Origin of the sequence: Acinetobacter sp. YH12140 (assembly GCF_013418475.1) — a bacterium.
GTDB lineage: Bacteria > Pseudomonadota > Gammaproteobacteria > Pseudomonadales > Moraxellaceae > Acinetobacter > Acinetobacter amyesii.
In genome coordinates this window covers 98,841-125,832 of record NZ_VPBZ01000002.1, presented here as the reverse complement: position 1 = coordinate 125,832, position 26,992 = coordinate 98,841, and the positions used below count along the sequence as shown (strand labels likewise).

Below are 26,992 nucleotides of genomic sequence, written 5' to 3'. Positions count from 1 at the left end.
TATAAAAATTGAGGACAACATGAATCTATCTAAATTAAAACTTGGGGTTTTGGCTGCATTCATTTCTGCCACAGCATTCAGTGCATCTGCCAAAGATTTCTTAAATGTGTCATATGATCCAACCCGTGAATTGTATGACAACTTCAATAAAGACTTTAGTGTTTACTGGAAAAAAACCACAGGCCAAGACATTAACTTTAAACAATCTCATGGTGGATCAGGTAAACAGGCTCGTGCAGTTATTGATGGTCTAGATGCAGATGTCGTCACTTTGGCTTTGGCTGCAGATATTGATGAAATTGCTGCACGTGGTTTAGTTGCAAAAGACTGGCAAAAGAAATTTCCGCAAAACTCAACCCCCTATACATCGACCATTGTTTTCTTAGTGCATAAAGGCAACCCGAAAGGCATTAAAGACTGGGGCGATTTAATTAAACCGGGTGTCGACATTATTACCCCGAACCCAAAAACATCGGGTGGTGCGCGCTGGAACTATCTAGCAGCGTGGGCTTGGGCAAAACATCAAGCAGGTGGTAATGATGCAAAAGCCCAAGAATTTGTCCGTCAAATTTATAAGCAAACCAAAGTCCTCGACTCAGGTGCTCGTGGTGCAACAACTACATTCGCTGAACGTGGTATTGGTGACGTGTTATTGGCTTGGGAAAATGAAGCACATTTGGCAATTCGTGAACAGCCGGGTAAGTTTGAGATTGTGACCCCTTCATTTTCTATCTTGGCCGAGCCGCCTGTTGCGATTGTAGAAAAAAATGCCAAGAAAGATGGCAATGAAAATTTAGCCAAAGCGTATTTAAATTATCTGTACTCACCTGCAGGTCAAACCATTGCTGCACAGAACTATTATCGTCCACGTAATGCGGCAGTTTTAGCAAAATATAAAAATGTTTTTAAACCTTTAAAACTCGTCACGATTGATAAAGAGTTTGGTGGTTGGAGCAAAGTGCAGAAAAAACATTTTGAAAATGGTGGTGTCTTTGACCAAATCGTGAAGATCAATAATTCAAAATAATGCTTTAAATACTGAAATGCATCTTCCTTTCGCATAAGGTCGATGCTTTTTTTTCATAGACATGCCTTTTATCTTTTTTATTCATATAAAATTCGTTTTTAATTATTTTTTATGCATAAAGATTGGCGCTATTCTTCACCCATGTTACAGATAAAGTAAAAATTATTGAGGTTCACATGAGTATTTCCGCAAAATTAAAATTGGGTGTTCTTGCTGCAGTCATTTCGACGGTTTCTTTTGGCGCAGCTGCAAAAGACTTCTTAAACGTATCTTACGACCCAACGCGTGAACTCTATGAAAGTGTGAATAAAGACTTCAGTAAATATTGGGAAAGCCGTACAGGTCAAAAAATTAATTTTAAACAATCTCATGGTGGTTCAGGTAAACAAGCGCGTGCCGTCATTGATGGCTTAGATGCCGATGTGGTGACTTTAGCTCTCGCAGCAGATATTGATGTGATTGCAGAAAAAGCCAAACTTTTACCTGCAGATTGGCAAAAGAAACTTCCGCAAAACTCAACGCCATATACCTCAACTATTGTGTTCTTAGTACGCAAAGGCAACCCAAAAGCGATTAAAGATTGGGGCGATCTAGTTAAACCAGGCGTGGGTATTATTACCCCAAACCCGAAAACTTCAGGCGGTGCGCGTTGGAACTATTTAGCTGCATGGGCGTGGGCAAAACATCAAGCGGGTGGTAATGATACAACGGCTCAAGAATTTGTCCGTAAAATTTATAAAAACACCAAAGTGCTCGATTCAGGCGCACGTGGTTCGACTACGACCTTTGCTGAACGTGGTATTGGTGATGTATTGCTGGCTTGGGAAAATGAAGCACATTTAGCGATTCGTGAACAACCGGGTAAATTTGAAATTGTGACCCCTTCACTTTCAATTTTAGCTGAGCCCCCTGTTGCTATTTTAGAAAAAAACGCAGAGAAAAAAGGTAATCTTTATTTAGCCAAAGGTTATTTAAACTTCCTTTATTCACCACGTGGTCAGCAAATCGCAGCTCAGAACTTTTACCGTCCACGTAACGCTACAACGCTTGCACAATACGCATCAGTATTTAAGCCACTTAAACTCGTAACCATTGATAAAGAATTTGGTGGTTGGGATAAAGTCCAAAAAGCACACTTTGAAAATGGCGGCGTGTTTGACCAAATCGTCAAAGCCAACAATGGAAAATAAGACCATTCATTGACTGAATCAGGAGAACTTGACATGACACATACAGTAATTGTCCCGGGTGTAGGCGGTAGTGAACACGCACATTGGCAATCTTGGTTACAACGTCAGCTCATGTCTAGCTCTCGTGTTCAGCAAAAAGATTGGAATCATCCTGTACTAAAAGACTGGATTAAACAATTCGTTCAAACCGTACGACCTTTACAGGGTGAAATTCAAATTGTGGCGCATAGCTTTGGTTGTTTAACCACGGTGGCAGCATTGGCCTTGTATCCAGAACTTAATAAAAAAATCAAAAATTTAGTTTTGGTTGCGCCAGCCAATCCAGCACGCTTTGGAGAAAACGGCTTTGCACGCGACAGTACGACGGATTACAAAGCATTTTTTCATCAGTTAAGTATTCGTGTGCCGACAACGATGTTGATTAGTGAAAATGATCCTTGGCTAGCATTTGACGATGCAAAACAACTTGCTGATGCTTGGAAGCTCTACCCTGTAAATATGGGCGCTGTGGGTCACATTAATGTTGCATCAGGTTTTGGACCATTTCCTGAAATTTTCAATTACTTAATTTCAGAAAACCACATGAAACATATCAGCTTTACTGATGAAAACAAGTATTTATTTCAATTTGCTTTTTAAGTACTGAGCATTAAGCTTGTCGCAAAATCATTTATTCAATTTTGCTGACCTTTTAAGTCAGCTTTTCTCATTTTGAGGAGTCATCATGTCGCAGCGATCCCGAGTGCTGCCAGGATTTGGTCTTTCTCTAGGCTTTACCCTAGCGTATTTATCCTTAATTGTGCTCATTCCCCTTTCAGCCGTATTTATTAAGTCTTTAGGTATCGGTTGGGATGGACTATGGGAGATTTTAAGCTCAGAACGTATTTTAAAATCGTTACAACTGAGTTTTAGTGCCGCCATTATTGCTGCGTTAGTTAATGTGGTTTTTGGTTTACTCTTAGCATGGTGCTTGGTTCGTTATACCTTCCCGGGTAAACGTATTGTCGATGCATTGGTTGATTTACCTTTTGCATTGCCAACTGCCGTTGCTGGTATTGCATTAACTTCGTTATATGCACCGACTGGTTGGATCGGTCAGTACCTTGAACCCATTGGCATTAAAGTCGCATATACCCCGATCGGTATTACCTTGGCTCTCATCTTTATTGGTATTCCTTTTGTGGTTCGTACTGTACAGCCTGTACTGAGCGACCTAGAAACTGAACTTGAAGAAGCTGCTTCTGCACTGGGTGCAAATCGCTTTCAGATTGTGACCAAAGTGATCTTACCTATTCTATTTCCTGCGCTGTTAACAGGTTTTGCTTTGGCCTTTGCTCGTGGTGTGGGTGAATATGGATCGGTGATTTTTATCGCAGGTAACCAACCCTTCAAGACTGAAATTGCCCCATTGATGATTATCTCTCGCCTTGAAGAATATGATTATGCAGGTGCGACCACGATTGCTGTTGTGATGCTGGTGATTTCTTTTGCCATTTTATTCTTAATTAACTTGGTTCAAGCATGGGCAAGTCGCCGTACAGGGAGAACTGCACGATGAATACGAACAGTAATGCGCTTGCGGAAAAATTACAGTCGCGTGATGCAACGCGTGAACCGACATGGGTTCGTTATACCCTGATCATCATTGCTTTAATTTTCTTCTTAAGCTGCCTGATTCTGCCATTGGTTTTGGTTTTCGTTGAAGCCTTTAAACAAGGTGTTGGCGTTTACTTCCAAGCACTGGTACATCCAGATACATTATCAGCAGTAAAACTTACGTTACTGACAGCTGTGATTGCCGTACCGTTGAACGTCGTCTTTGGTGTAGCTGCGGCATGGTCTGTTGCCAAGTTTAATTTCCGTGGTAAATCTATTTTAACCACGATTATTGATATGCCATTTTCAGTCTCTCCAGTTATTGCTGGCTTAATGTTGGTATTGATTTTTGGTACTCAAGGTTGGTTAGGCGGCTGGCTGATGGATAACGACATCAAAATTTTATATGCCGTTCCAGCCATTGTCCTTGCTACTGTGTTTATTACCGTTCCTTTTGTGGCACGTGAGTTGATTCCATTAATGGAAGCTCAAGGGACTGAGGAAGAAGAAGCAGCTATCGTATTGGGTGCTTCAGGCTGGCAGACTTTCTGGAAAGTGACACTTCCAAATATCAAATGGGGCTTAATCTACGGCGTGATTCTATGTAATGCACGTGCAATGGGTGAGTTTGGTGCTGTTTCTGTAGTTTCAGGTCACATTCGTGGCGAAACCAACACCTTACCGCTACACGTAGAAATCCTTTATAACGAATATACCTTTAGTGCTGCTTTTGCTGTGTCTTCACTATTAGCGCTCTTGGCGATTGTGACCCTGATTTTAAAAACATGGGTTGAACTACGTCAGGAACGACAAGACAAGCGTAAAGAAGATTCACAAGTTTCTTAAGGAATGACCTCATGAGTATTCAAGTAAAAAATATTGAAAAACACTTTGGTGCATTCCATGCACTTAAAAATATCTCTTTAGATTTCCCAGATGGTCAGCTCGTTGCGCTGCTTGGCCCATCAGGCTGTGGCAAAACCACCCTGCTCCGTATCATTGCAGGACTTGAATCTGCCGATAGCGGTCAAGTCATTCTAGAAGGTGAAGATGCCACTAAAGTTCATGTCCGTGAACGTGAAGTTGGTTTTGTATTCCAACATTATGCACTGTTCCGCCATATGACCGTATTTGACAACATTGCTTTTGGTTTACGTGTACGCCCACGTGCAACACGCCCATCTGAAGCCGAGATCAAAAAGCGGGTTACTCGTTTGCTTGATCTTGTTCAGCTTGGTTTCTTGGCTGACCGTTACCCTGCTCAACTTTCAGGTGGTCAACGTCAACGTATTGCACTAGCACGTGCTTTAGCGGTTGAACCGCGTGTGTTATTACTGGATGAACCTTTTGGTGCATTGGATGCCAAAGTTCGTAAAGAATTACGCCGCTGGTTACGTACCTTGCATGACGAACTCCACATCACCTCTATTTTCGTGACCCATGACCAAGAAGAAGCGCTTGAAGTGGCCGATCAAATCATTGTGATGAATAAAGGCAACGTAGAACAGATTGGCTCGCCGCGTGAAGTTTATGAAAAACCTGCAACACCGTTTGTATTTGACTTTTTAGGTCAAGCCAACCGTTTTGAAGGTCAAAATAGCAATGGCCTTTTTCAAATTGGTGAAGACCGAATTTTGTTGCCACAAAATGCCAATGCACCGCAAGGCAATGTCATTGCCTTTGCTCGTCCGGATGAACTGCGTATTCATGCACAGCCGCAAGAAAATGCCATCCAAGCGACTTTTGTACGTGAGCTTTGGATTGCAGGTAAAGTCATTGCTGAACTGCATGACCGCCAAGGCAATCTGATCGAAATTTCATTAACGGCTGATGAAGCGAAAGCACATCAATTCCGCCCAAATCAAACGGTATGGTTAAGTGCAACGAACTTGCATTTATTTGAAAACCAAGTTGCATAAAACAATAAGTTGGGGCCTTCACAAGCCCCACTTGCTTTTAAGGTAAAATAAAATTATGAATTTCCAACAATTAAGAATTATTCGAGAAACAGTACGTCAGAATTTTAATTTAACAGAAGCGTCTGCTGCACTTTACACCTCGCAGTCAGGCGTGAGTAAACACATCAAAGATCTAGAAGATGAACTTGGTGTACAGCTGTTCATCCGTAAAGGTAAACGTTTACTCGGTTTAACCGAACCAGGCCAGTCATTATTGGGTATCGTTGAACGCATGCTTGTAGATGCAGACAATATTAAACGTCTAGCAGATGACTTCAACAAAGTAGATGAAGGGACATTGACGATTGCGACCACACATACGCAAGCACGTTATGTCTTGCCGCCGATTGTGAACCAATTTAAAAAAGAATTTCCAAAAGTTCATCTAATTTTGCAACAAGCAAGCCCTATTGAAATTACAGAAATGCTCCTTCAAGGTGAAGCGGATATCGGGATCGCAACCGAATCATTAACCAATGAAGATAACCTGGCAAGCGTGCCTTACTACAACTGGCAACACAGCATCATTACGCCTAAAGAGCACCCACTGACCCAAAAATCAAATATCACCATTGAAGATTTATCGAACTATCCAATTATTACCTATCACGGTGGTTTTACAGGTCGTTCAAAAATTGATAAAGCCTTTGAAGATTCAGGCTTTGATGTTGATATCGTGATGTCCGCACTTGATGCAGACGTTATTAAAACCTATGTTGAACTTAATATGGGAGTGGGTATTGTCAACGATGTGGCATATGACCCAGAACGAGATTACCGTTTAAAACAGATTCCTACCGATATTTTTGGTGTTAATACCACTTGGATTGCTGTTCGCAAAGGACATTTACTACGCGGTTATGGCTATGAGTTTATTTCTTTATGTTCACCAGATGCTGACATCAAAGCGTTGAAAAAAGTCGCTTACCCAGAAGACTGATAGACCAATTAACGAATTAAAGAGGACACCTACTGTCCTCTTTTTTTGGTAAACACATATTTTATCTAGGTTTTCTTGGCTTTATTTTTAATTGTGATTAAAATACATCCAACACAATAAAAATTAAAACCTCATTACTTCCGACCCATAAGCCAGGACTTTATGAAAAATCAATTCGTCGCAGTGGCAGTCGGTATCGTCTGCCCCATACAAATCATGTATGCAGCAGGGATAGAAAACTCGGATCAATCGATCTCGGCCTTTCTTGAACCCGGAAATTATACTGAAGCCAGTTTCGCTTATGTTGATGCTCAAATTGACGGGAAAGTGCAGAACCAAGCTTCAATTAGTGAACTAGGCGTAACTGATTTTTCTACAGGGAATCTCGCCCATCAACAATTTTCTGGGAAATTGGCACTCAAAATTCAAGCACATGAAAATATTTCTGCGGGACTAATTTATGAGCAACCTTTTCATACTGATATCAGTTATCAATATAGTCCTCGCTTACCAGATAGCTCAAATATCGATATTGAAAGCGCCGATATTAACTTTAGAACGCATAACCTAACTGGACTGGTAGGCTATCAACCCAATAATAATTGGAATATTTATAGCGGTTTAAGCCTACAAACATTTAAAGGTGATTTAAAAATTTCTGGGCAACAATATGCTGCTCTCAATGGCTACCATGCCGATTTTAAACAAGATGAAGCGCTTGGTTGGCTGCTCGGATTCAGTTATCAAATCCCTGAATATGCTATTAAAACTAGCCTAACCTATCGTTCAACAATCAAACATGAAAATAAGACCTTTGAATCAACTTTATATTCAAATGGTCCTTTTCAATTAGTACCAGACACCCATACCTCCATTCAAACGCCACAAAGCGTCAATTTTGAATTTCAAACAGCCATTAGCCCATACAATGTTGTATATGGCACAGTTCGGTGGATTAATTGGAAAGATTTCAACATTCAGCCACCGCAGTTTAATGCCGTGCTTCAATACGCAGCACTCGATCCACAATACCGTGATTTAGCTGATATCCAATTGGTGGAATATCAAAAAGATCAATGGTCAGGAAAGTTGGGCATTGCACATCAATTGAATCCGAGTTGGCTCGCTGCTGCAGAATTTATTTGGGACAACGGGACAGGAAATGCGGCGTCTACCTTAAACCCAAGTGATGGCTATCGAGGTTTAGGTTTAGGTATGATGCATAAATTTAACCCGAACAATTTTCTAGCAACTGGCTTGTATTATCTGAAACTCTCAAAACCATCAAATACTGAAACATCTCATATTTCAGGTCTTGCAAGTGTCTCAGACAATGATGCCATGATCTATGGTCTGAAATTTGGTCACAGATTTTAAACGCTTTCAAAAAAAAAAAAACGAGCCGAAGCTCGTTTTTTTTGTTTCAGTAAGAACTTACCAATGGTAGCTCACACCTACTTTACCTACTGGAAGCCATTCATATTTGTCATCTTGTTCGATGCTACGTTCATGGTCAGCAAGTAATTCGCGGTCAGCAGCAGTACCACCAACAGCCGTTAATTTTGCAGTTGGGTTACCAGTGTAATAAGCACCTACTTCACCGAATACGCCCCAGTTTTTATTTAATTTTGGTGCAAAACCAAAACCTAGGTATGGTGCGATATCGTTATCGTAAGACACTTTACCGTTTAGGCGTTCGAAAGAAGTTTCTTTACCATCAATTTCGATTTCACCGCTTTTCGCTGTAGATTTCAAACCATATTCAGTGTCGATATAACCTACACCCGCAGCAACATAAAGACCTTGAGCCCATGGATTAGCACTTGCACCCCAAGGACGAACTTCTGCATTTAAGTAACCAACTTTGTTATCCATATCCATGTCGTATTTTACGCCATCGACAGATAAGTCATCAGACCATGAAATATCACCACCGTTATAACCTAATGCAAGGCCGACGTATGGGTTCGCAGTCCAAAGTAACGCACCACCATAACCAGTCGTACCCACTTCTAGACGAGCGCCAGTTGGGATAAGTTGGTTTTGATCAAATGCATAGCCATCATGAACTACAGAGGTATCTGCCATTGCAGTACCTGCAGCAGTAAGTAGAGCAGCTACTGTTAATAAACGTAATGATTTCATGTGTTTCTCCTCAAAATAAACTGTTATTCAGATTTTACAGACTTGTTATATGGCACATGTTAAAAGGAAACACAGCTCAACATTTATGCAAATTTACTGATTTTTTGTTAACTTTTGATACATTTAGATTTTAATATTGATTAATAAAGAGTTTTTGTTTCATTTTTTTAAATATAATAATGATGTTAAGGAACAATTCTGTATATTTTGCGTATTTTTTATACAAACCTTATGAAAATGCTAAATTCATCACTCTTAATTTCTTGGTTTTAGTACTTGCTTAATAATTAATTCCGATCCTAGGCCGATTTACCATCTATTTTTAACTCGATTTAGTGTAAAATCTTGGAAAATTTTTTTCTGGATGGAAGAACATGTCTCAGCTTTCAACAATCATTGAACAAGCGTTTGAAGACCGTGCTAATTTCACTGCAGCTGACTGTCCTGCTGAAGTACGTACAGCAGTAGAAGAAGTGATCGCTGGCCTAGATAACGGTACATTACGTGTTGCTGAAAAAATTGATGGTGAATGGATTGTTCATCAATGGGTGAAAAAAGCCGTTTTGCTTTCATTCAAATTGAACGACAACAAACCAATGGAAGCTTGTGACTTACGCTTCTATGACAAAGTTGATACTAAGTTCTCTGACTGGACTGAAGAACAATTTAAAGCTGCTGGTGTACGTGTAGTACCACCTGCTGTAGCACGTAAAGGTTCTTTCCAAGCAAAAAATGTTGTATTGATGCCTTCATATGTCAATATTGGTGCATATGTTGACGAAGGTACTATGGTTGATACATGGGCAACCGTTGGTTCATGTGCTCAAATTGGTAAAAATGTTCACTTATCTGGTGGCGTTGGTATTGGTGGTGTTCTTGAACCACTTCAAGCGAACCCAACAATCATTGAAGACAATTGCTTTATTGGCGCGCGTTCTGAGATCGTTGAAGGTGTGATCGTAGAAGAAGGTTCTGTGATTTCAATGGGCGTATTTATTGGTCAATCGACTAAGATTTATGACCGTGAAACTGGCGAAATCCATTACGGTCGTGTTCCTGCTGGCTCTGTTGTGGTTTCTGGCAGCCTGCCTTCTAAATGCGGTAAATACAGCCTATATGCTGCAGTAATCGTGAAAAAAGTTGACGCGAAAACTCGTGCGAAAACAAGCTTGAACGAATTATTACGCGAAGACTAAGTTTTATTTCAGCGGAGCATTCGTGTTCCGTGGAGCTTCTATCGCTCCTCGTCTCTACGGTTAGCAATAATCGTAGAGATTTTTTGTTTTTTTATATCTGGTTAATTTTGTTATGAGTACCCTTCGATCTTCCGCTATTCCTGTTTCTGATCCGTCTGCGGGTTTACGTATTACGGAGATTTTTTATTCATTGCAAGGTGAAGCCAATACCGCAGGTTTGCCTACGGTCTTTATCCGCTTAACGGGCTGTCCGTTACGTTGCACTTATTGTGATACAACCTATTCGTTTGAAGGCGGTGAACGCCAATCATTAGAAGAAATTATTCAAACTACTTTAGATTTTAAAACCCCTTATATTTGCGTGACGGGTGGTGAGCCGCTTGCTCAACCGAACGCCCTTCCCCTCATGACTCGTCTGGCCGATTTAGGCTGCGAAGTCTCATTAGAAACCAGCGGTGCTTTAGATGTCTCTAAAGTTGATCCGCGTGTTTCTAAAGTTATGGATTTAAAAACCCCAACTTCGGGTGAAGTTGCACGAAATTTGCTTAGCAACTTCGATCATCTAACTCAACACGACCAAATCAAATTTGTGATTTGTAACCGTGAAGACTATGAATGGTCAAAACAGCAAGTTGAGCGCTATAAGCTAAACGAAAAAGTTAGCACCATTTGGTTCTCCCCTGCATTCGCAGTAGAAAAAGGTGCGGTTCGTTTACCTCAACTTGCACGTGATTTAGCACAATGGATTTTAGAAGACCATCTCCCTGTTCGCTTCCAATTGCAATTACATAAGTTGCTTTGGAACGATGAAACTGGTCGTTAAGTTTTAAAGAATTATTTGGAGTAATGCATATGCGCCCTCGTGCCATAGTTTTATTGTCTGGCGGCTTAGACTCAACCACTTGTTTAGCTTGGGCTCAAGCGCGTTATGAATGTATCGCCTTGAGTTTTATGTATGGTCAACGTTCTACGACAGAACTAGATGCTGCTCGTGAGTTAACTAAGCAGGCTGGTGTAGAACATCGTGTTATTAATATCGATTTAGGTAACTTAGGTGGCTCTGCGTTAACTGACCATAGCATTGAAGTTCCTGATCATGAACAAGCCGGTATTCCTGTAACTTATGTACCAGCGCGTAACACGATTTTCTTGTCATATGCTTTAGCTGCGGCGGAAGTTTTTGGTGCAGAAGCGATTGTCATTGGTATTAATGCAGTTGATTACTCAGGCTATCCAGACTGTCGTCCAGAGTTTATCGAAGCATTTGCCAACATGGCTCGCCTTGCAACAAAGGTTGGCGTTGAAGGAAAACCACTTAAATTTGAAACACCTCTGTTACATTTATCCAAAGCAAATATCATTCGCTTAGGTATAGAACATGGCGTAGACTACAGTCAAACGGTGTCTTGCTATCAAGCAGATGACCAAGGTCGTGCTTGCGGTAAATGCGATAGCTGCCGTCTTCGTAAACAAGGTTTCGTTGACGCAGGTGTTGAAGATCCGACACGTTACATACCGAAATAACAAGGTAGGGTTTATGAAAAATTTAAAATCAAACATTATTCTTTCTGCTGCTTTCTCTGCAGCTGCATTGTTTGCTTCAGTTGCACACGCTGACAACGACAAGCTTCAACAAGCATATAAGAGCACTAACGTAAAATCTTCGTTAATTAATGTTTGTAAAGAAGAAACTGGCAAAGGTAAAAAACTAACTGCCGCTGAAGTTAGCAAATACTGTACTTGTGCTGTTGAAGCAGATGGTCGTTTAACCAATGCTCAAAAATGGGAAATCCAAAGCACAATCAACCAGAAGAAAAGCCCTGCAACACTCGCTTTTGTTCAAAAACAAAATAAAGACCTTCAAGCATGTTTTGGTCCTCAGTTAACAGGTAAATTAAAAAATTTAACTGAAGAAGCAATGAAATCTGCTCAAGCGAAAAAATAATTTTCGTCTTAAAAAAGCCTGCAAATGCAGGCTTTTTTATTGCTTTAAGTTCAAAGTAAATTCTGTATGATGGTCATATTTCACATACTTTGTTTAAGCCCCTTTAGGGATAAGACACGAAAAAGGAAATCTTCATGACTGAAATTAGCTTACCAAATCAAACCTTTCCAACTACCTCAGGTGAAGTTAACCTTGCGGAACTTAACAATGACTGGCTGATTGTTTACTTCTACCCTAAAGATTCAACACCGGGATGTACGACGCAAGCCATTGGGTTTTCATGCTTAAAAGATCAGTTTGATGCGCTTAATACACCAATCTACGGCATTTCTCGTGACTCGGTTAAAGCCCATCAAAACTTCACTGAAAAGCAAAATCTAAGCATTGATTTAATCAGTGATAAAGAAGAAGTGCTATGTCAGCATTTTGACGTGATTAAAGAAAAAAATATGTATGGCAAAAAGGTTATGGGCATCGAACGTTCAACCTTTATTTTCCATCATGGCAAGCTGGTAAAAGAATATCGCAAAGTCAAAGCTGCAGGCCATGCAGAACAAGTCTTAGAAGATTTAAAAGCACTACAAGCAGCATAAAAGTAATGATTTGAGCCTGCTCCTATAGGAATGGGCTCAAACTTAATAAGAGCTTCTAACTAGAGCAATAATGAAATTGCAATTCCCCACATCACAACGCCAATAATAAAGTCTAAAATTTTCCATGCCTTTGCACTTTGGAAGAGCGGTAATAAATAGCGCGCGCCAAATCCGAGGACAAAGAAAAATACCCATGAAGCTGTAATTGCCCCAATCGCAAAATATACGGCTGTCGATTCAAACTTCGTGGAAATAGATCCAATCAGCACAACCGTATCGAGATACACATGTGGATTTAACCACGTTAAAGCCAAGCAAATCAGTACCAGTTTCAATAATTTGGTTTCATTCTTCTCACTGGGCGCTAAACTGCTCGAAGTTTTAAAGGCTTGCAGAAAATGCTGTGCCCCATAAACTGTTAAAAACGTTGCGCCTAAATATTTCGCTCCACTCACAATTTCCGGATGACTTTCAACCAATTGGGAGAATCCGAGCACTCCCAATAAGATGAGTATCGAATCAGAAGCTGCGCAAATAGCACAAAGCCAAAAGACATACTGCTTTTTTAACCCCTGCTTGAGAATAAACGCATTTTGCGCACCAATCGCGATAATTAGGCTAAATCCAATTGCGAGCCCTTGCATATAACTGTGCAACATTTTTTAACTACACTTTCAAAGCATTAAATGAATGTTGCTATTATCGAAGCTTATTGTTAAAAATAAGTATTTATAAATAAATATCATTATAACTAAGTTTTTCTTAGTTTATAAAATTTCTAATGCTCATAGGTGACTCATGCTACAAAGCAAACATAGTGAAGCATTTCTTGCGGTTGCTGAAACAGGAAGCTTTGAACAAGCTGCACTACGTTTAAACATTACGGCATCTGCGGTCACGCTCAGGCTGCAAACTTTAGAAAAGAAATTAGGTCATGTGCTCATTGTACGTGAACGTCCGTGCCGCCCAACACTTGCAGGCCAATCTTTATTGCATTATTTACAACACAGCAAATTATTAGAACATAATTTTCTGCAAAATCTAACAGGACAAACGGGGAATGCTTTCTATCAAGTCAATATTGCAACCAATGCTGACTCACTTGCGACATGGTTGCTTCCGCTACTCAAAAATCTCTTAATTGAAGAAAAAATCGTGATTCATTTTCAGGTCGATGATCAGTCACAAACTCATCATTTATTAGAAGCAGGACTAGTCAATGCCTGTGTCACAACAGAATCGGAAGCCATGAAGGGCTGCATTGCAGAATATTTGGGTGAAATGCATTATCGATTTGTAGCAACCCCTGATTTTATCCAAAGATGGTTCGGTCAAGGCGTGACGCGAAATGCCTTAAGGGCTGCGCCTGCACTGATTTTTAATGAGAAAGATGACCTGCATACACAATCGATTCAGAAAAATTTCGGACTCAATCCTTCACAATATCCGCATCATTTCATTCCCTCTTCAACGGCATTTTTTGATGCCATTACGATGGGCTTGGGCTATGGATGGTTACCCGACTATCAAAGCAAAGACTTATTAGCAGCGGGAAAATTGATAGAGCTTTCAACAGAACTCAGTATTGATTTAGCCTTGTATTGGCATCATTGGAACCAACAATCAATTCAATTACAGAAAATAACTGCTTTTATGCTACAACACGCCAAAGATCATATGTGTTGAAGCCAGCAAAATAGGGTTATTCAATCCGCCATTGGCCTTTGAGCTGTATCAATACTTGCTCACCAACACCACCAAGTGCTTTACGCATACCAAAATCACTACGTTTAATGGTTGCTAAAGATTGAACATCCAACACTTTTGGATTTTGTGGACTAGGGGCAAGTGTGGTATCGAAGATCACAGGCTTAGTGATGCCACGAATGGTGAGATCCCCTCGAATCATATACTTGGCATAAGCCACGGGTTCGATTTGTTTACTGACAAACTTCACTTGCTTAAATTCAGCGGCATCAAAATATTCACTGCCCAAGATTAATCCTTTCAAGCTTGGGTTACTAAAACTGATGCTATCCACATCTAACACTAAATGCGCTGAACCTTTATGCGGAATTTCAGGATCAAATTTTAGGTTCGATTGAACCTTATTAAAGCGGCCTTCTACAATAGACAGCCCCACAGATTTAATACCAAAAGTGACCTGACTATTAGGCGTTAGCGTCCATTCAGCAGCATGTAGGGGAAATACGCAGCATAAAGCGAAGGCTCCCATATATTTTGCAAACGTTCCCTGACGCAAATTCATGTTTTTCTCCTGAATAAAACACAGCCTAAAAGCACTACAATGTTTATTTTTTACTCCATTGTGGTGCTAGAAATTTAGCGTTTTTTTATAGCAGATTTGTTTTATCCTGAGTCATAAATTTGTGTTGAAGTTGTTTATAAATGTCTGTCTGTTGAAATTTTTGCAAAAAATCAATGGTACCTTGAGGAAAGGCATCTCTTTCAATTTCACCACGAAAATACGCTTCACGTACTGGTGTCGCAGAAATCGCCCCTTCTAGACTATCCAGCTCAACCATTTCCCACTCGGGGAAGAATTTTAAATAATAAGAAGAATCATCTTTAAAATGCCCGATCAAACCGACTTTTGCATTCGTTTCAACTACATCATCTACCAAAGATTTGACTAACTTTTGCCATTTTTCATCGTTATATACATCAATCACATGCACAAACTTGATTCGCTTCTGATCTTGCTCTGAAAAATTCGACAGGATCATCTGCTCACGTTCTACAGCCAAAAATGGATTTTTGATATTACGTTCATTTTGCGCCGAACCCAGTGCTAAAAGCACATATTGACTTTGTTGTAAGGCAATTTTAATGGTTTGCAAATGCGCTAAATGGAACGGCTGAAAACGCCCAATGAAAACCAAATAATCAAATGTATATTTCATATCAAATCAAACTTTTTATGAACTGAGCAGTTGTGCCACAGGCTGAAATATGCGACATAATGTCGAGCATAAAATCAAAACGAAACTTTTACGCAAGGATAGTACGATGACACTGAGCTGTATTCAACAACCCCATGAACATTTGAATGCGAATTTGGACAATGGCGTACTGACCTTAGCCATTAACCGACCTCAGGCGAAGAACGCGCTGTATACAGAATTATATCTGTGGATTGCAAAAGCATTAGATGAAGCTGATCAAGATACTTCAGTGCGTGTAGTTGTACTCCGTGGTCAAGATGCAGACTTCAGTGCGGGCAATGACATGCAAGATTTTATGAAATCTGCTGCTCAAAAAGGACAAGCTCCAGCTTCAGAAGGCGCACCTTTTATTTTGTTAAAATCTGCTGCTCAATTTTCTAAGCCGCTGATTGCTGCGGTTCGCGGTGTTGCCATTGGGATTGGTGTTACGATTCTGCTTCATTGCGATCTTGTCTACAGCGACAATACTGCCCTATTCCAAATTCCGTTTGTGAGCCTTGGTCTATCGCCTGAAGGTGCATCGAGCAAGCTATTGGTTCAACAAGCCGGCTACCATAAAGCGGCGGAATTACTGTTAACTGCTCAGAAGTTTGATAGTGCGACAGCGCTTTCAGCAAATTTGGTCAATAGCATTGAAGAAGATGCTTATGCGACAGCTGCGAAAAAAGCAGCACAGTTATCTGCACTTCCACTAGCATCTTTGGTTCAATCAAAAGCATTAATGAAACATAATGTAGATGAAATCGTGGCATGGATTGACCATGAAGCTGAAATTTTCATGGATCGAGTAGGCTCTCCAGAAATGATGGAAGCTGTTGCCGCCTTTATGCAAAAACGCAAACCTGACTTCTCTCAGTTCAATTAATGTTTTAATGGAACTAAAAAACCACTCATATTTGGGTGGTTTTTTTCATCTCAGCCCCAATCTATTTTCTAAATTAAAAAACTGGATGTTTCCACATGACTGCAGTATCACAAACTGAAACTAAACCTGAAAAGAAACGCTACTACGAGCCTGCGCCTGAAGGCATCGATATCGAGAATTTTAAAAAAGTTGTACAAAGCCGTCGTTCTGTACGTAAGTTTACCGACAAGGCCATTCCAAACGACGTTTTAGATGAATGCTTAGACCTCGCCTTGCTTGCACCGAATTCATCGAATTTACAACCGTGGACATTCTATGTCGTTCAGAATCCCGCAAAGAAAAAACAATTGGTGAAAGCTTGCTTAGGGCAATTAGCTGCAAAAACTGCTGCTGAATTGATTGTCTGTGTCGCGCGTACCGACCGTGTAGATGAAATGGCAAAACGGAATATTTCGGAATTTCCATTTCCTGAAGCACCTGCAGCGGTACAGAAGTATTACAAGTTTATTCCTTATAACTATAAAACTGGTTACTTCAACGCCCTAGGTAACTTTAAGAAAGTTGCTTTCAAAGTTGCACGTACACTGGATAAACAATTGCCTGTAACAGCTTTTAATGAAGCAGATGCAAAACTTTGGGCGAGCAAAACCACAGCATTGGCTTGTGAAAACTTAGTTTTGGCTTTACGTGCCTATGGTTTTGACAGTTGTATGATGGAAGGTTTTGATGAACCTTTGGTGAAGAAGATTTTAGGATTAAATGCACAGCAATACCCAGTGATGGTGATTGGTGCAGGTGAACGTGCTAAAGATGGTGTATTCTTCCCTCAGTATCGTTTTGATCGTGAGCTGTTTATTCAGAAAATATAATTTGTTTTCAAAAGAATAGTCACAACCACAATCGACTGCATAACTTTAAATATTAGGTAAGTCCCGTCTCCCTTCGGGAAGAGGAGCATTCTTCGTAAGAGGATGAGGGGCATAATCTGATAAATCCTCTCCCTAACCCTCTCCTTTAAAAGGAGAGGGAACTTTCATTATGAATTAAAAACTTACATCCACCATTTGAATAAACTCAAATGCTGTCTCTTCATAAGGATGACTTACTTTTAAAGCCCTTGCGACCTCACTCGCTTTATCTTCAGGCACTATGGTTTCCACACGCCATTCAGGGATAGATTCAAGCTGATCCAACTCACCTATAAAAGGATTTGCACCTTTTACAGGTTTAAATTGCCCCGTCCCTAAAACTTGCCAAGCACAGTGTTCATAGTTACCAATACCACCTGCTCCTGCTTCAAAAACAGCCAGTTTAGTCGACTCTAGGTGAGACTCAGGTACATAATAAATCAGTTTTAACATTGGCTATTCCAGACGCTATTGTGCAGTTACATTATTTAAAGCACTGTAAATCATTTTCAATGCAACATTATTCGATGCATGCGGATAGGTTGCATATAAACCTAGTTTCGGTAATTCCACATCTGTTTGAATGACTTTAACCGAATCATTTAAAAACTTGAGTAAATATTCGGGCACAAAACTCAGGCCCATGCCCATATTAATCAAATTTAAATGCTGCATGACATTTGTTACCGACAGCATATGATCATGTTGATGCTGATCAAAAGGAATCAAGGCATTTAAGGTATCGTAAAAAACAGGAGAAGCATTTTGCTCACACATAATAATGGTGTGATTTTTTAATTCTTGAAGTTTTAAGATTCGATCTGATGGATGCAGATGCGCTGCACCGACTAGATAGATCTGCTCACTTAAAACCTGAATATTGGTAAAGTCGTCATGACTTAAGTGATAACGAGTAAAGCTAATATCCAATTCAGTATTTTTTAGTTTTTGAATCTGCTCTGTACACGTCAAGCTATGTAAATGAATTTTCAAATCAGGGATATATTGTTTTAATTGCGCCAAAATACTCGGCATAATTTTCAATTCTGCGACATTTAAAAAGCCAATATGTATTTGATTATTTTTGGCTTGCGCCACGTGGCGAGCTGCTGCTATAGCTTGTTTGGCATTTTCTAGTGCTTGCTCTGCATATTTCAGAAAAGCCTGCCCCTCATCGGTCAGTAAGACTTTTCGGGCAGAACGTTCAAATAATTGCACCCCAACCTCCTGCTCTAAGTCTTTAATTTGCTGACTGAGCGATGGTTGTGCTGTAAATAGTTTTTCCGCTGCCTTAGTGAAACTCTGTTCTTTCGCCACCGTCACAAAATAACGTAAATGTCGTAATTCCATTCGCTTCACTCCACACACTCACTACATCACCCGTGTCATGCAGTCAAAATACCAATAGATCTATAGTTTATATGAATATCCATTCTACTCGGAAAATCATTTGCCTAGACTGTGGACTATTCCAAGTTTGCGCTTCACATACACATGGAGTTTTGTATGACACAGCAATACGATACCGATGTTCTGATTATTGGCACAGGGCCTGCAGGTTCTACTTTAGGTTTAGCCTTGGCAAATTACGGTATTCAGGTTCAGCTTTTTACCCAATTTAATTGGTTAGCCAATAGTCCTCGTGCCCATATTACCAACCAACGTGCGATGGAAGTGTTACGTGACTTAGGTATCGAAGAACAGGTCAAAAAAATTGCAACGCCTTGGGAACAGATGGGTGAAAGCCTCATTACCACGAGCCTTGTCGGTGAAGAAATTGCCCGTATGAGTGCTTGGGGAACCGGTGATGAACGTCATGGCGATTATATTAAAGGCAGTCCTTGTCCATTGGTCGATCTCATTCAGCCGAAAATGGAAGCTTTGTTGGTAAAAAATGCGGCTGAACGTGGTGCAATTTATAATTTTAATACTGAATATTTGTCCCATGTGCAAGATGAGCATGGTGTAACAGCAACCTTTTTAAATCGTATTACCCAAACTGAATTCAGCTTACGTGCCAAATATTTGGTCGGTATGGATGGGGCAAAATCCAGAGTCCTTGAACAGCTTGATTTACCCCTTGAAGGGGTGATGTCTCGTGCAAGTACAGTCTATGTAACCTTTAAAGCTGATCTTTCCAAATACGTGCAACACCGCCCTGCTATTTTGCAATGGATTGTTAACCCTGAAGCGAGCTTTGGTGATTTGGGCATGGGCTTACTCCGTGCTATTACACCTTGGAATGAATGGATTATGGGTTGGGGCTTTGATATTTCCAAAGGCGAACCACAAGTCACCGAAGAGCAAGTTCGTGCGCGTTTAAATGCCTTTGTCGGTGCTGAAGTAGAAAATGTCGAAATTCAAAAATTATCCTATTGGTATGTAAACCAAACGTGGGCAACTGAATATTCTAAAGGCCGTGTGTTCTGCGGTGGTGATGCGGTACATCGTCATCCACCATCAAGTGGCTTAGGCTCAAATACCTGTATGCAAGATGCGTTTAACTTGGGTTGGAAATTGGCGTATGCCATCAAAGGTTGGGCTGCTCCTGCTCTACTTGAATCTTATACCACTGAGCGTGCACCTGTCGGCAAGCAAATCGTGGCGCGTGCCAATCAATCTCGCTTTGACTATAAGCATCTCAAAGAGGTATTTGGTTTTGACCAAGGCATCACAACTCAAGCTCAAATGATGCAACGTATTTTTGCGGAAGATGAACAAGCTACAGAAATTCGTCAAAAGCTATATCAAGCCTTAGAAATTAAAAACTTTGAGTTTAATGCCCAAGGTGTAGAGTTGAATCAACGTTATACGTCCAATGCAGTGATGGTTGAATCTGAACCTGAAGTATTTGAAAAAGACCAACAACTGTATTTACAAGCGACCACACGTCCGGGAGCAAAAGTTCCGCATACATGGTTGATTAATACCAAAGGCCAAAAAATTTCAACCTTAGACATCACAGGCAAAGGGCGTTTTACCTTAATTACGGGCTTGTCTGGCAAAGGCTGGAAGCAAGCTACAGAAGCTTTGGATTTGCCTTATTTGGATGTTATTCAAGTTGGTTCTCGTGAATACCGTGACGTTTATGGTACATGGAATGCGAAATCTGAAATTCATGAATCAGGCGCTGTCTTAGTTCGTCCAGATGGTTATGTCGCTTGGCGATACCAAGACAGTACTAATGCTGCTTTTGATTATGAAAATACGTTGAAGGCGGTGTTAAAACAGATTCAATTGGCTGTTTAATCAAAAAAACCACCTTCGGGTGGTTTTATTAATTCAATATTTTAGGATTTTTCTTTCCAACAATGTTGTTTTTTTTCTACACCTATTTCAGCTTTATCTAACAACAAGACTAAATTTTGTGTTCGCTGATTTGAACTTTTTGGCACAAAACTATTTTGACTATATCCATTTTTATAAACGCAAATCGACCAACTATATTTTGCTGGAAATATATGAATAAATTGCAAACTTTTCTCTGCAGAAAATGTAGCAATTCCGTCCTGTGTTTTTTTTAATGTAGATTCAGTAAAAGACTTGCCTTGCCATGTTGTAAGATTTAAAAATACTTCTGCATCGTCCAACTTTTCATTTTGATCATTGATAACAGTTATATTAATTTTCGGATGCTTCGTTTTTAAAATAGGAAAGCACCCACTTAACAATGTTGACGGAAACATAAAGCCTAAAAGTAAAAATATTTTTATATCTTTTAATAATACAAATTGTTTAAAGCTCATTATTAATTTTTGCAGTTTTTTAATTATGCATTAGTTTACATAAAAAACCGCCTCACGGCGGTTTCAATTGTTCAAATATTACATCTGCAAAGCATAACCCAAAACTAAAAACACCAACTGCAAACACACGACTGCACTAAAAAGCTTCCAGCCCTTTTTACGCAGCGCAGACTTATCCACTGCCGAATATTCTACTATTTTAATCATGTCATCACCTCATCATGAGTGTTGATACTGAACTCGTTTAGTTATCCATCTTTCTTTTATCTTGCTAGTCTTTAATCTTGCATAGTTATTGTGCATAAATTACACACTAGCATGTTTCCACAAATATAAAAGCAAAATCTAAACCAAGTTCAGTGGGAGAAATAAAAATTTAAAACCAACAAAAAACCACCCGCAGGTGGTTAAAAATCGAAAGCGATTATATGTGTAAAAATAAGCATTCACAATAATTAATATATCTTTTGGTAAATTTTAACCATAAAAAAGCCACCCGAAGGCGGCTCTTTTCTATGATTCATCTATCTAAGATTAACCAATAAATTTACGTGCATTACGGAACATACGTAACCAAGCACCGTCTTGATCCCAATCTTCTGGTTTCCAAGAATGCTGAATCGCACGGAAGTTACGTTCAGGGTGCGGCATCATAATCGTTGCACGACCGTCTTTAGACGTTACACCTGAAATCGCTTCTGGCGAACCATTCGGGTTCATTGGGTAATGCTGCGTTGGGTTGCCTTGGCTATCTACATAACGCAAGATCACTTGATCGCCAGCATTCAATGCTGCAATGTTTTCCGCGCTAGCAACCACACGGCCTTCACCATGTGCAACAGCGATAGGAAGAATCGAACCTTCCATACCTTCTAACAATACAGAGTTAGATTTTTCAACACGTACGTTGACTGCACGAGCTTCAAACATCTCTGAAGTATTGCGGTGGAAACGAGGCCAAGCGTCTGCACCTGGAATTAATGGTGCAAGCTGAGACAGCATTTGACAGCCGTTACAAATACCTAGGGAGAATGTTTCGTCACGGTTAAAGAATTTCTCAAATTGGTCACGAAGTTTAGGATTGAACAATACAGATTTAGCCCAACCGCCGCCTGCGCCCAATACGTCACCGTAAGAGAAACCGCCACATGCCACTAAGCCTTCAAAGTCATCAAGACTGATACGGCCAGCAAGCAAGTCGCTCATGTGTACGTCTACAGTGTTGAAGCCGACTTTATCGAATGCAGCAGCCATTTCTACATGACCATTTACACCTTGTTCACGCAGAATCACCATGTTTGGACGGCGTTCATTGATGTACGGTGCTTCGATAGGCTCGTTCAAATCAAATGTTGGTTTTGCAATTAAACCTGCATGTGATTTGTTAGCGATTAACGCATATTCTTGATCCGCAGTTTCTACGTTGTCACGCAGACGTTGGATTTGATAAGACACTTCAGTCCATGCTTGTTGCAAGTCTGCACGCTCAAATACAAGACCATTTACAGACAATTGATCTGTACTGTTCACTGTACCAACCACTGCAATCGCATCTTTTAAGCTAGATGCTGCAACTTCAGCTTCAAGTGTTGCCCAATCTGCTTTCGAAATTTGCAATACTGCACCAATTTCTTCTGCAAATAATGATTCAACAGATTGATCTTCAAGTGCTACACCTAGGCGTGAAGCGAACATCATTTCTGCAACAGTTGCCAATAGACCGCCATCACCGATGTCATGGTAAGCCTTGATTAGACCACGGTTGTTCCAGTCTTGAACCAATGCAAAGAATGCTTTGAAGTCATCGAAGCTGTCTACGTCAGGTGTTACAGAACCAATTGCTTTATAAACCTGAGCAAGGATCGAACCGCCAAGACGGAATTGACCTTTAGACAAATCAATACGTACCAGTACAGACTCGATATTTTTAAGTTCAGGTGTAAGTGTTTTGCGAACATCAGTCACAGGTGCAAATGCAGTGATCACGCCTGTCATAGGAGATGTTACAGATTTATCAACACCGTCATCATTCCAAGTTGTACGCATAGACAATGAGTCTTTACCTACAGGAATTGCGATACCTAAAGCAGGACACATTTCCATACCGATGGCTTTAACGCCTTCGAATAGCGCTTGGTCTTCACCCGGTTGACCTGCTGCAGCCATCCAGTTTGCAGACAATTTAATGTCACTGATCTGGTCGATTTTTGCAGACATGATGTTTGAAATTGATTCTGCTACAGATAAACGTGCAGAAGCAGCAGGATTCAACAACGCAACTGGTGGACGCTCACCCATTGCCATCGCTTCACCGGTATAACCAACAAGGCTAGTCGTTGTTACTGCAGCATCCGCTACAGGCACTTGCCACTTACCGACGAACTGATCACGTGCAACCATACCTGTAATCGAACGGTCACCAATCGTGATCAAGAACGATTTAGATGCAACAGTTGGGTTCTTAAGAACGCGGTAAATCGCATCTTTCAAATCTGTTACTGTTTCAGCAGTGAAGTCATCGCCTTTACGTTCAATTGTTTCATAAGAACGGCTCATACGCGGTGTACCGCCAAGCATCACTTGCATTGGCATATCCACAGCTTTGTTTTCAAACAATGGATCGTTCACAGTCAATTGACGCGCTTCAGTTGCTTCACCTAATACGGCGAATGGGCAGCGTTCACGTGCACACAGTGATTCAAATAATTCTAATGAGCTTGGACGGATGGCCAATACATAACGCTCTTGCGCTTCGTTCGACCAGATCTCCATCGGAGACATGCCTTTTTCAAGCGATGGAATTTTACGCAGATCAAGTACCGCACCTAACTCGTGATCGTTCACAAGTTCAGGCATTGCATTTGAGATACCGCCCGCGCCTACGTCATGTACAGACACGATTGGGTTATGATCTTCCATGCGCCAGCAAGCATCAATCACTTCTTGGCAACGGCGTTCCATTTCTGGGTTTTCACGCTGTACAGATGCGAAGTCTAGGTTTTCACCCAACTTACCGCTGTCCACAGAAGATGCTGCGCCACCGCCTAGACCGATCAACATTGCAGGACCGCCAAGTACGATTAAAAGATCGCCCGGTTGGATTGCATCTTTTTCTACATGGTCAGGACGGATGTTACCGTAACCACCTGCAATCATAATTGGCTTATGGAAGCCTTTTACATCGCCATTTACATTTTGTTCAAATGTACGGAAGTAACCATTTAATGCAGGGCGACCAAATTCGTTGTTAAACGCAGCCCCCCCCAATGGGCCTTCAATCATAATTTGAAGCGGAGATGCCATACGAGATGGTTTGCCGTAATTTTCTTCCCAAGGCTGTTCAAAGCCCGGAATGTTCAAGTTAGAAACAGTGAAACCTGTTAAACCTGCTTTTGGCTTACCACCACGGCCTGTTGCTCCTTCATCACGGATTTCACCGCCTGAACCTGTCGCAGCGCCTGCAAATGGCGCAATCGCTGTTGGATGGTTGTGGGTTTCCACTTTCATCAGGATGTGCGCGGCTTGGCTCTTGTATTTATAAACGTGATGACCGGTTTCTTCGTCTTTTTTCGGATAGAAACGCTGCGTATCAAAACCTACGATCACTGACGCGTTGTCTTTATATGCAGACAATACATCTGTTGGTGATTCTTTATAGGTGTTTTTAATCATTTGGAACAATGACAATGGCTGCACTTCGCCATCAATTGTCCATTCAGAACCGAAGATTTTATGACGGCAATGCTCAGAGTTTGCTTGAGCAAACATCATCAACTCGATGTCATGCGGGTTGCGACCCATTTTTGTGAAAGCATCGGTTAAATAATCGATTTCTTCATCAGAAAGCGCAAAACCAAATTCAGAGTTAGCTTTCACCAACGCTTCTTTACCTTGACCCAAAATATCAATTGAGTTTAAAGGCTTTGGTTCAGTTTCAGAGAAAAGTGCCGCAGCATCTTCAATAGCATTGAAAACGCTTTCTGTCATGCGATCATGTAATGCTAGTTTTACTTCATCAGAAACAGCATTTACACCCTTCAAAGTAAACAAAACACCGCGTTCAAGGCGATGAACCGGTGTATTACAGTTGGCAAAAATGTCTGTTGCCTTAGACGACCACGGAGAGATGGTTCCAACACGTGGCGTCACTAAAATTTGGACTTCGTCACTTGCTGCTTGGTGCAATTCAAAAGATTGACCATCGTTGAGAAGCTGTAAAGCGGATTGCTGTTGTTGCTCGTTGAGCGCTTGGTCAAAAAGGTAAACCCATTGACTTTCAATTGATTGAACAGAACTAATTGACGTTAAACGTGATAATAGTTGAGTTTTCTTAAATGAAGAATGTGCAGGTGCACCGGCAACGATAAACATGCTGATTTTGGCTCCACGGGATGATCGAAAAGACCATGCCACAATGTGACTTGAGAGAGCGCATATTCTACTGTGTATTAGTTAAATCAGCTAGATGTGAAAGTGAAATTGTAGTGCTTATATCGGCAAGTTTAGGCAATAATGCTTTTATTTTTAAATAATAAAATTGAATTTAGTCGCACAGATTAACACAAAATTATCTGATTTTTTCATTTCACCCTAAGAATAATATTCAAACTATAAAAATGTTTTATTTTTCATCAACAACTCACTTTTTAATCAAGCGTTCAAACTATATTTGAAAATGAATTTCAGGTCTAAATGTGTGAGATTTAAACCTGAAATTCATAAAAGACTAAAATCATTTCACATTTGAAATTGAAACATTTTATTTATTCAAATCTGACAATAGATGTTGAATTACATTGAGGGCTAAGTTCAGTGAGTTTACATCTACACTATCAATCGTATCGCAAGCCTTGTGATAGCACGGTGCAAATTCGAGTTCATCACCTTTCATTTGCTCATTAAATAAAATTAGTGAAGTAACGGGAACTTTCCCTAAAAATGGCAAAGTATCGCTTGCTGTTAAAGTCGTTACATCATCTTTAATCTGAATATTATTGGTTTTAAAATATTGACGCATACTTTGTTCTAATGCAGCATCCTGCGGGTGCTTAGGTAATTGGCTCATGCTGTCTAAGATTGGCTGATAATCACTTTGTATAAGTCCATTGGCTTTAAACTGTGCCGCCATTTCTGCAATTGATGAATGGTCACCATCGGCAATCATGATATTCGGATTCTTTGTTCCCACCATATCAACATTGATATAGGCTTGAATGCCTTGAAGCTGTTTCTCGCTGAGTGATTTCACAAAAGTTTGTGAACCTGCAATACCAACCTCTTCCGAATCCCAAAAGGCAAGATATAGTGTGTGTTTAGGTTTTACCTTTTGCTTCGCATAGTCTTGTAATAATGCTAACAATACTGCAACACCTGAAGCATTATCATTAATCCCAGGCCCCATTTTCACCGAATCATAGTGTGCGCCGACAATCACAGCGGTATCTTTGGATTGCCCTTCAATCTCAATCACAATATTTTGCCCAACGGTCTTTTCTCGATTTTCAAATGGCAACATTTGCGCGTGCAAGCCTGCTTTCTTGGCTTGTTCAAGAATATATTGTGCAGAAGCCAATCCACCTGCTGTACCTACTGCACGGTTACCACCATTGCTGGTCGCAATTTTTTGAAAAGCATCTAAATGCGCCATCATTTTTGTACTGTCTAAACTGATTTGCGAAGGTTGAACTGCTACGCTGGAAACTACTGGCTTTTGCATAGCAGTACATCCACTTAGCGCAAAGCCACAACTGATCAGCACACATGATCCCAATAAATACTTCATCTTCATTTTCAACCCTCTTTTTTATTACCATCTATTCATGGAAATTTTAAGTGAGCCACAACATGAAGATAAAGACACTTTAAGTAAGCTACTCAAAGTAGTGGACATAAAAAAGGAGCCTTTTTCAAAACCCCT

Annotated in this window: 27 protein-coding genes; 17 read left to right on the top strand and 10 right to left on the bottom strand. The window is 40.4% G+C overall.

The genetic code is table 11. From position 1 onward, the window contains the following. The first annotated feature begins 19 nt into the window (after positions 1-19). The 8 genes from FTU75_RS02140 (at position 20) to FTU75_RS02105 (ending at position 8,088) form a co-directional block, all read left to right on the top strand. Positions 20-1,027 carry a sulfate ABC transporter substrate-binding protein gene (locus tag FTU75_RS02140; RefSeq protein WP_180115009.1) on the top strand — a complete coding sequence of 336 codons (1,008 nt, stop codon included), beginning with the start codon at positions 20-22 and terminating at the stop codon, positions 1,025-1,027. 176 nt (positions 1,028-1,203) lie between these two features. Further along, a complete protein-coding gene (locus FTU75_RS02135; RefSeq protein ID WP_180115008.1) occupies positions 1,204-2,217 on the top strand; it encodes a sulfate ABC transporter substrate-binding protein in 1,014 nt (337 codons plus the stop codon). A gap of 33 nt (positions 2,218-2,250) precedes the next feature. Continuing rightward, entirely contained in the window at positions 2,251-2,856 is a 606-nt protein-coding gene (locus FTU75_RS02130; RefSeq protein ID WP_180115007.1) for an alpha/beta hydrolase, read from the top strand. Between the two features lie 85 nt (positions 2,857-2,941). Further along, a complete protein-coding gene (gene cysT, locus FTU75_RS02125) occupies positions 2,942-3,775 on the top strand; it encodes a sulfate ABC transporter permease subunit CysT (protein WP_078190342.1) in 834 nt (277 codons plus the stop codon). Continuing rightward, entirely contained in the window at positions 3,772-4,659 is an 888-nt protein-coding gene (cysW, locus tag FTU75_RS02120; protein ID WP_078192018.1) for a sulfate ABC transporter permease subunit CysW, read from the top strand. The genes cysT and cysW overlap by 4 nt, the downstream gene beginning before the upstream one ends. Before the next feature lie 11 nt (positions 4,660-4,670). After that, positions 4,671-5,732, top strand: a complete 1,062-nt coding sequence (locus FTU75_RS02115) for a sulfate/molybdate ABC transporter ATP-binding protein (protein WP_180048716.1) — start codon at positions 4,671-4,673, stop codon at positions 5,730-5,732. 55 nt (positions 5,733-5,787) lie between these two features. Continuing rightward, entirely contained in the window at positions 5,788-6,711 is a 924-nt protein-coding gene (locus FTU75_RS02110) for a CysB family HTH-type transcriptional regulator (protein ID WP_078192020.1), read from the top strand. A 162-nt stretch (positions 6,712-6,873) separates the two neighbouring features. Further along, on the top strand, positions 6,874-8,088 hold the full coding sequence (locus FTU75_RS02105; protein ID WP_180115006.1) for an OmpP1/FadL family transporter: 1,215 nt from the start codon (positions 6,874-6,876) through the stop codon (positions 8,086-8,088). Positions 8,089-8,145: 57 nt separating this feature from the next. On the opposite strand, the gene carO is transcribed toward FTU75_RS02105, so the two are convergent. Then, a complete protein-coding gene (gene carO, locus FTU75_RS02100) occupies positions 8,146-8,856 on the bottom strand; it encodes an ornithine uptake porin CarO (RefSeq protein ID WP_180023341.1) in 711 nt (236 codons plus the stop codon). A gap of 374 nt (positions 8,857-9,230) precedes the next feature. On the opposite strand from carO, the gene dapD reads away from it, so the two are divergent. From dapD to FTU75_RS02075, 5 genes are all read left to right on the top strand, one after another. Beyond that, positions 9,231-10,052, top strand: a complete 822-nt coding sequence (gene dapD, locus FTU75_RS02095; protein ID WP_078192022.1) for a 2,3,4,5-tetrahydropyridine-2,6-dicarboxylate N-succinyltransferase — start codon at positions 9,231-9,233, stop codon at positions 10,050-10,052. Positions 10,053-10,164: 112 nt separating this feature from the next. Continuing rightward, complete coding sequence (gene queE / locus FTU75_RS02090) at positions 10,165-10,875, top strand: 7-carboxy-7-deazaguanine synthase QueE (RefSeq protein ID WP_180023340.1); 711 nt, start codon at positions 10,165-10,167, stop codon at positions 10,873-10,875. A 29-nt stretch (positions 10,876-10,904) separates the two neighbouring features. Continuing rightward, entirely contained in the window at positions 10,905-11,576 is a 672-nt protein-coding gene (gene queC, locus FTU75_RS02085; protein WP_078190349.1) for a 7-cyano-7-deazaguanine synthase QueC, read from the top strand. Between the two features lie 13 nt (positions 11,577-11,589). Next, positions 11,590-11,997 (top strand): hypothetical protein, encoded by a 408-nt coding sequence (locus FTU75_RS02080; protein ID WP_078192024.1) that lies wholly within the window; start codon positions 11,590-11,592, stop codon positions 11,995-11,997. 134 nt (positions 11,998-12,131) lie between these two features. After that, a complete protein-coding gene (locus FTU75_RS02075; RefSeq protein ID WP_111883962.1) occupies positions 12,132-12,590 on the top strand; it encodes a peroxiredoxin in 459 nt (152 codons plus the stop codon). A 59-nt stretch (positions 12,591-12,649) separates the two neighbouring features. On the opposite strand, the gene FTU75_RS02070 is transcribed toward FTU75_RS02075, so the two are convergent. Next, positions 12,650-13,249, bottom strand: coding sequence for a LysE/ArgO family amino acid transporter (locus FTU75_RS02070; protein ID WP_180115005.1), 600 nt, complete (start codon positions 13,247-13,249; stop codon positions 12,650-12,652). Positions 13,250-13,388: 139 nt separating this feature from the next. Here FTU75_RS02070 and FTU75_RS02065 point away from each other — a divergent pair, with 139 nt between their 5' ends. Further along, on the top strand, positions 13,389-14,276 hold the full coding sequence (locus tag FTU75_RS02065; RefSeq protein ID WP_180115004.1) for a LysR family transcriptional regulator ArgP: 888 nt from the start codon (positions 13,389-13,391) through the stop codon (positions 14,274-14,276). Positions 14,277-14,292: 16 nt separating this feature from the next. Here the strand turns inward: FTU75_RS02065 and FTU75_RS02060 are convergent, their stop codons facing one another. Continuing rightward, on the bottom strand, positions 14,293-14,859 hold the full coding sequence (locus FTU75_RS02060) for a YceI family protein (protein ID WP_180115003.1): 567 nt from the start codon (positions 14,857-14,859) through the stop codon (positions 14,293-14,295). 85 nt (positions 14,860-14,944) lie between these two features. After that, positions 14,945-15,514, bottom strand: coding sequence for a nicotinate-nicotinamide nucleotide adenylyltransferase (locus tag FTU75_RS02055; protein ID WP_180023337.1), 570 nt, complete (start codon positions 15,512-15,514; stop codon positions 14,945-14,947). A gap of 106 nt (positions 15,515-15,620) precedes the next feature. Here FTU75_RS02055 and FTU75_RS02050 point away from each other — a divergent pair, with 106 nt between their 5' ends. Together FTU75_RS02050 and FTU75_RS02045 are read left to right on the top strand one after the other, a co-directional pair. Next, positions 15,621-16,421 (top strand): enoyl-CoA hydratase-related protein, encoded by an 801-nt coding sequence (locus FTU75_RS02050; RefSeq protein WP_078192396.1) that lies wholly within the window; start codon positions 15,621-15,623, stop codon positions 16,419-16,421. Between the two features lie 95 nt (positions 16,422-16,516). Beyond that, positions 16,517-17,290: a nitroreductase family protein gene (locus FTU75_RS02045; RefSeq protein ID WP_180009959.1), complete on the top strand. Its 774-nt coding sequence runs from the start codon at positions 16,517-16,519 to the stop codon at positions 17,288-17,290. Between the two features lie 174 nt (positions 17,291-17,464). Here FTU75_RS02045 and FTU75_RS02040 read toward each other — a convergent pair whose 3' ends face one another. Both FTU75_RS02040 and FTU75_RS02035 read right to left on the bottom strand, forming a co-directional pair. Then, positions 17,465-17,782, bottom strand: coding sequence for an NGG1p interacting factor NIF3 (locus FTU75_RS02040; RefSeq protein WP_180115002.1), 318 nt, complete (start codon positions 17,780-17,782; stop codon positions 17,465-17,467). A gap of 15 nt (positions 17,783-17,797) precedes the next feature. Next, positions 17,798-18,679, bottom strand: coding sequence for a LysR family transcriptional regulator (locus FTU75_RS02035; RefSeq protein ID WP_180115001.1), 882 nt, complete (start codon positions 18,677-18,679; stop codon positions 17,798-17,800). A 156-nt stretch (positions 18,680-18,835) separates the two neighbouring features. Between FTU75_RS02035 and FTU75_RS02030 the strand changes: the two genes are divergently transcribed. Beyond that, the gene (locus FTU75_RS02030) at positions 18,836-20,578 is read left to right on the top strand and encodes an FAD-dependent monooxygenase (RefSeq protein WP_180115000.1); all 1,743 of its coding nucleotides are present in this window, start codon (positions 18,836-18,838) and stop codon (positions 20,576-20,578) included. Between the two features lie 41 nt (positions 20,579-20,619). Here the strand turns inward: FTU75_RS02030 and FTU75_RS02025 are convergent, their stop codons facing one another. The 4 genes from FTU75_RS02025 to FTU75_RS02015 form a co-directional block, all read right to left on the bottom strand. Further along, a complete protein-coding gene (locus FTU75_RS02025) occupies positions 20,620-21,075 on the bottom strand; it encodes a hypothetical protein (protein WP_180114999.1) in 456 nt (151 codons plus the stop codon). 78 nt (positions 21,076-21,153) lie between these two features. After that, positions 21,154-21,282: a KGW motif small protein gene (locus FTU75_RS18310; protein ID WP_257223223.1), complete on the bottom strand. Its 129-nt coding sequence runs from the start codon at positions 21,280-21,282 to the stop codon at positions 21,154-21,156. A gap of 327 nt (positions 21,283-21,609) precedes the next feature. Next, the gene (purL, locus tag FTU75_RS02020; protein WP_180114998.1) at positions 21,610-25,446 is read right to left on the bottom strand and encodes a phosphoribosylformylglycinamidine synthase; all 3,837 of its coding nucleotides are present in this window, start codon (positions 25,444-25,446) and stop codon (positions 21,610-21,612) included. A gap of 388 nt (positions 25,447-25,834) precedes the next feature. Next, positions 25,835-26,863 (bottom strand): M20/M25/M40 family metallo-hydrolase, encoded by a 1,029-nt coding sequence (locus FTU75_RS02015; protein ID WP_180114997.1) that lies wholly within the window; start codon positions 26,861-26,863, stop codon positions 25,835-25,837. Positions 26,864-26,992: the final 129 nt, after the last annotated feature.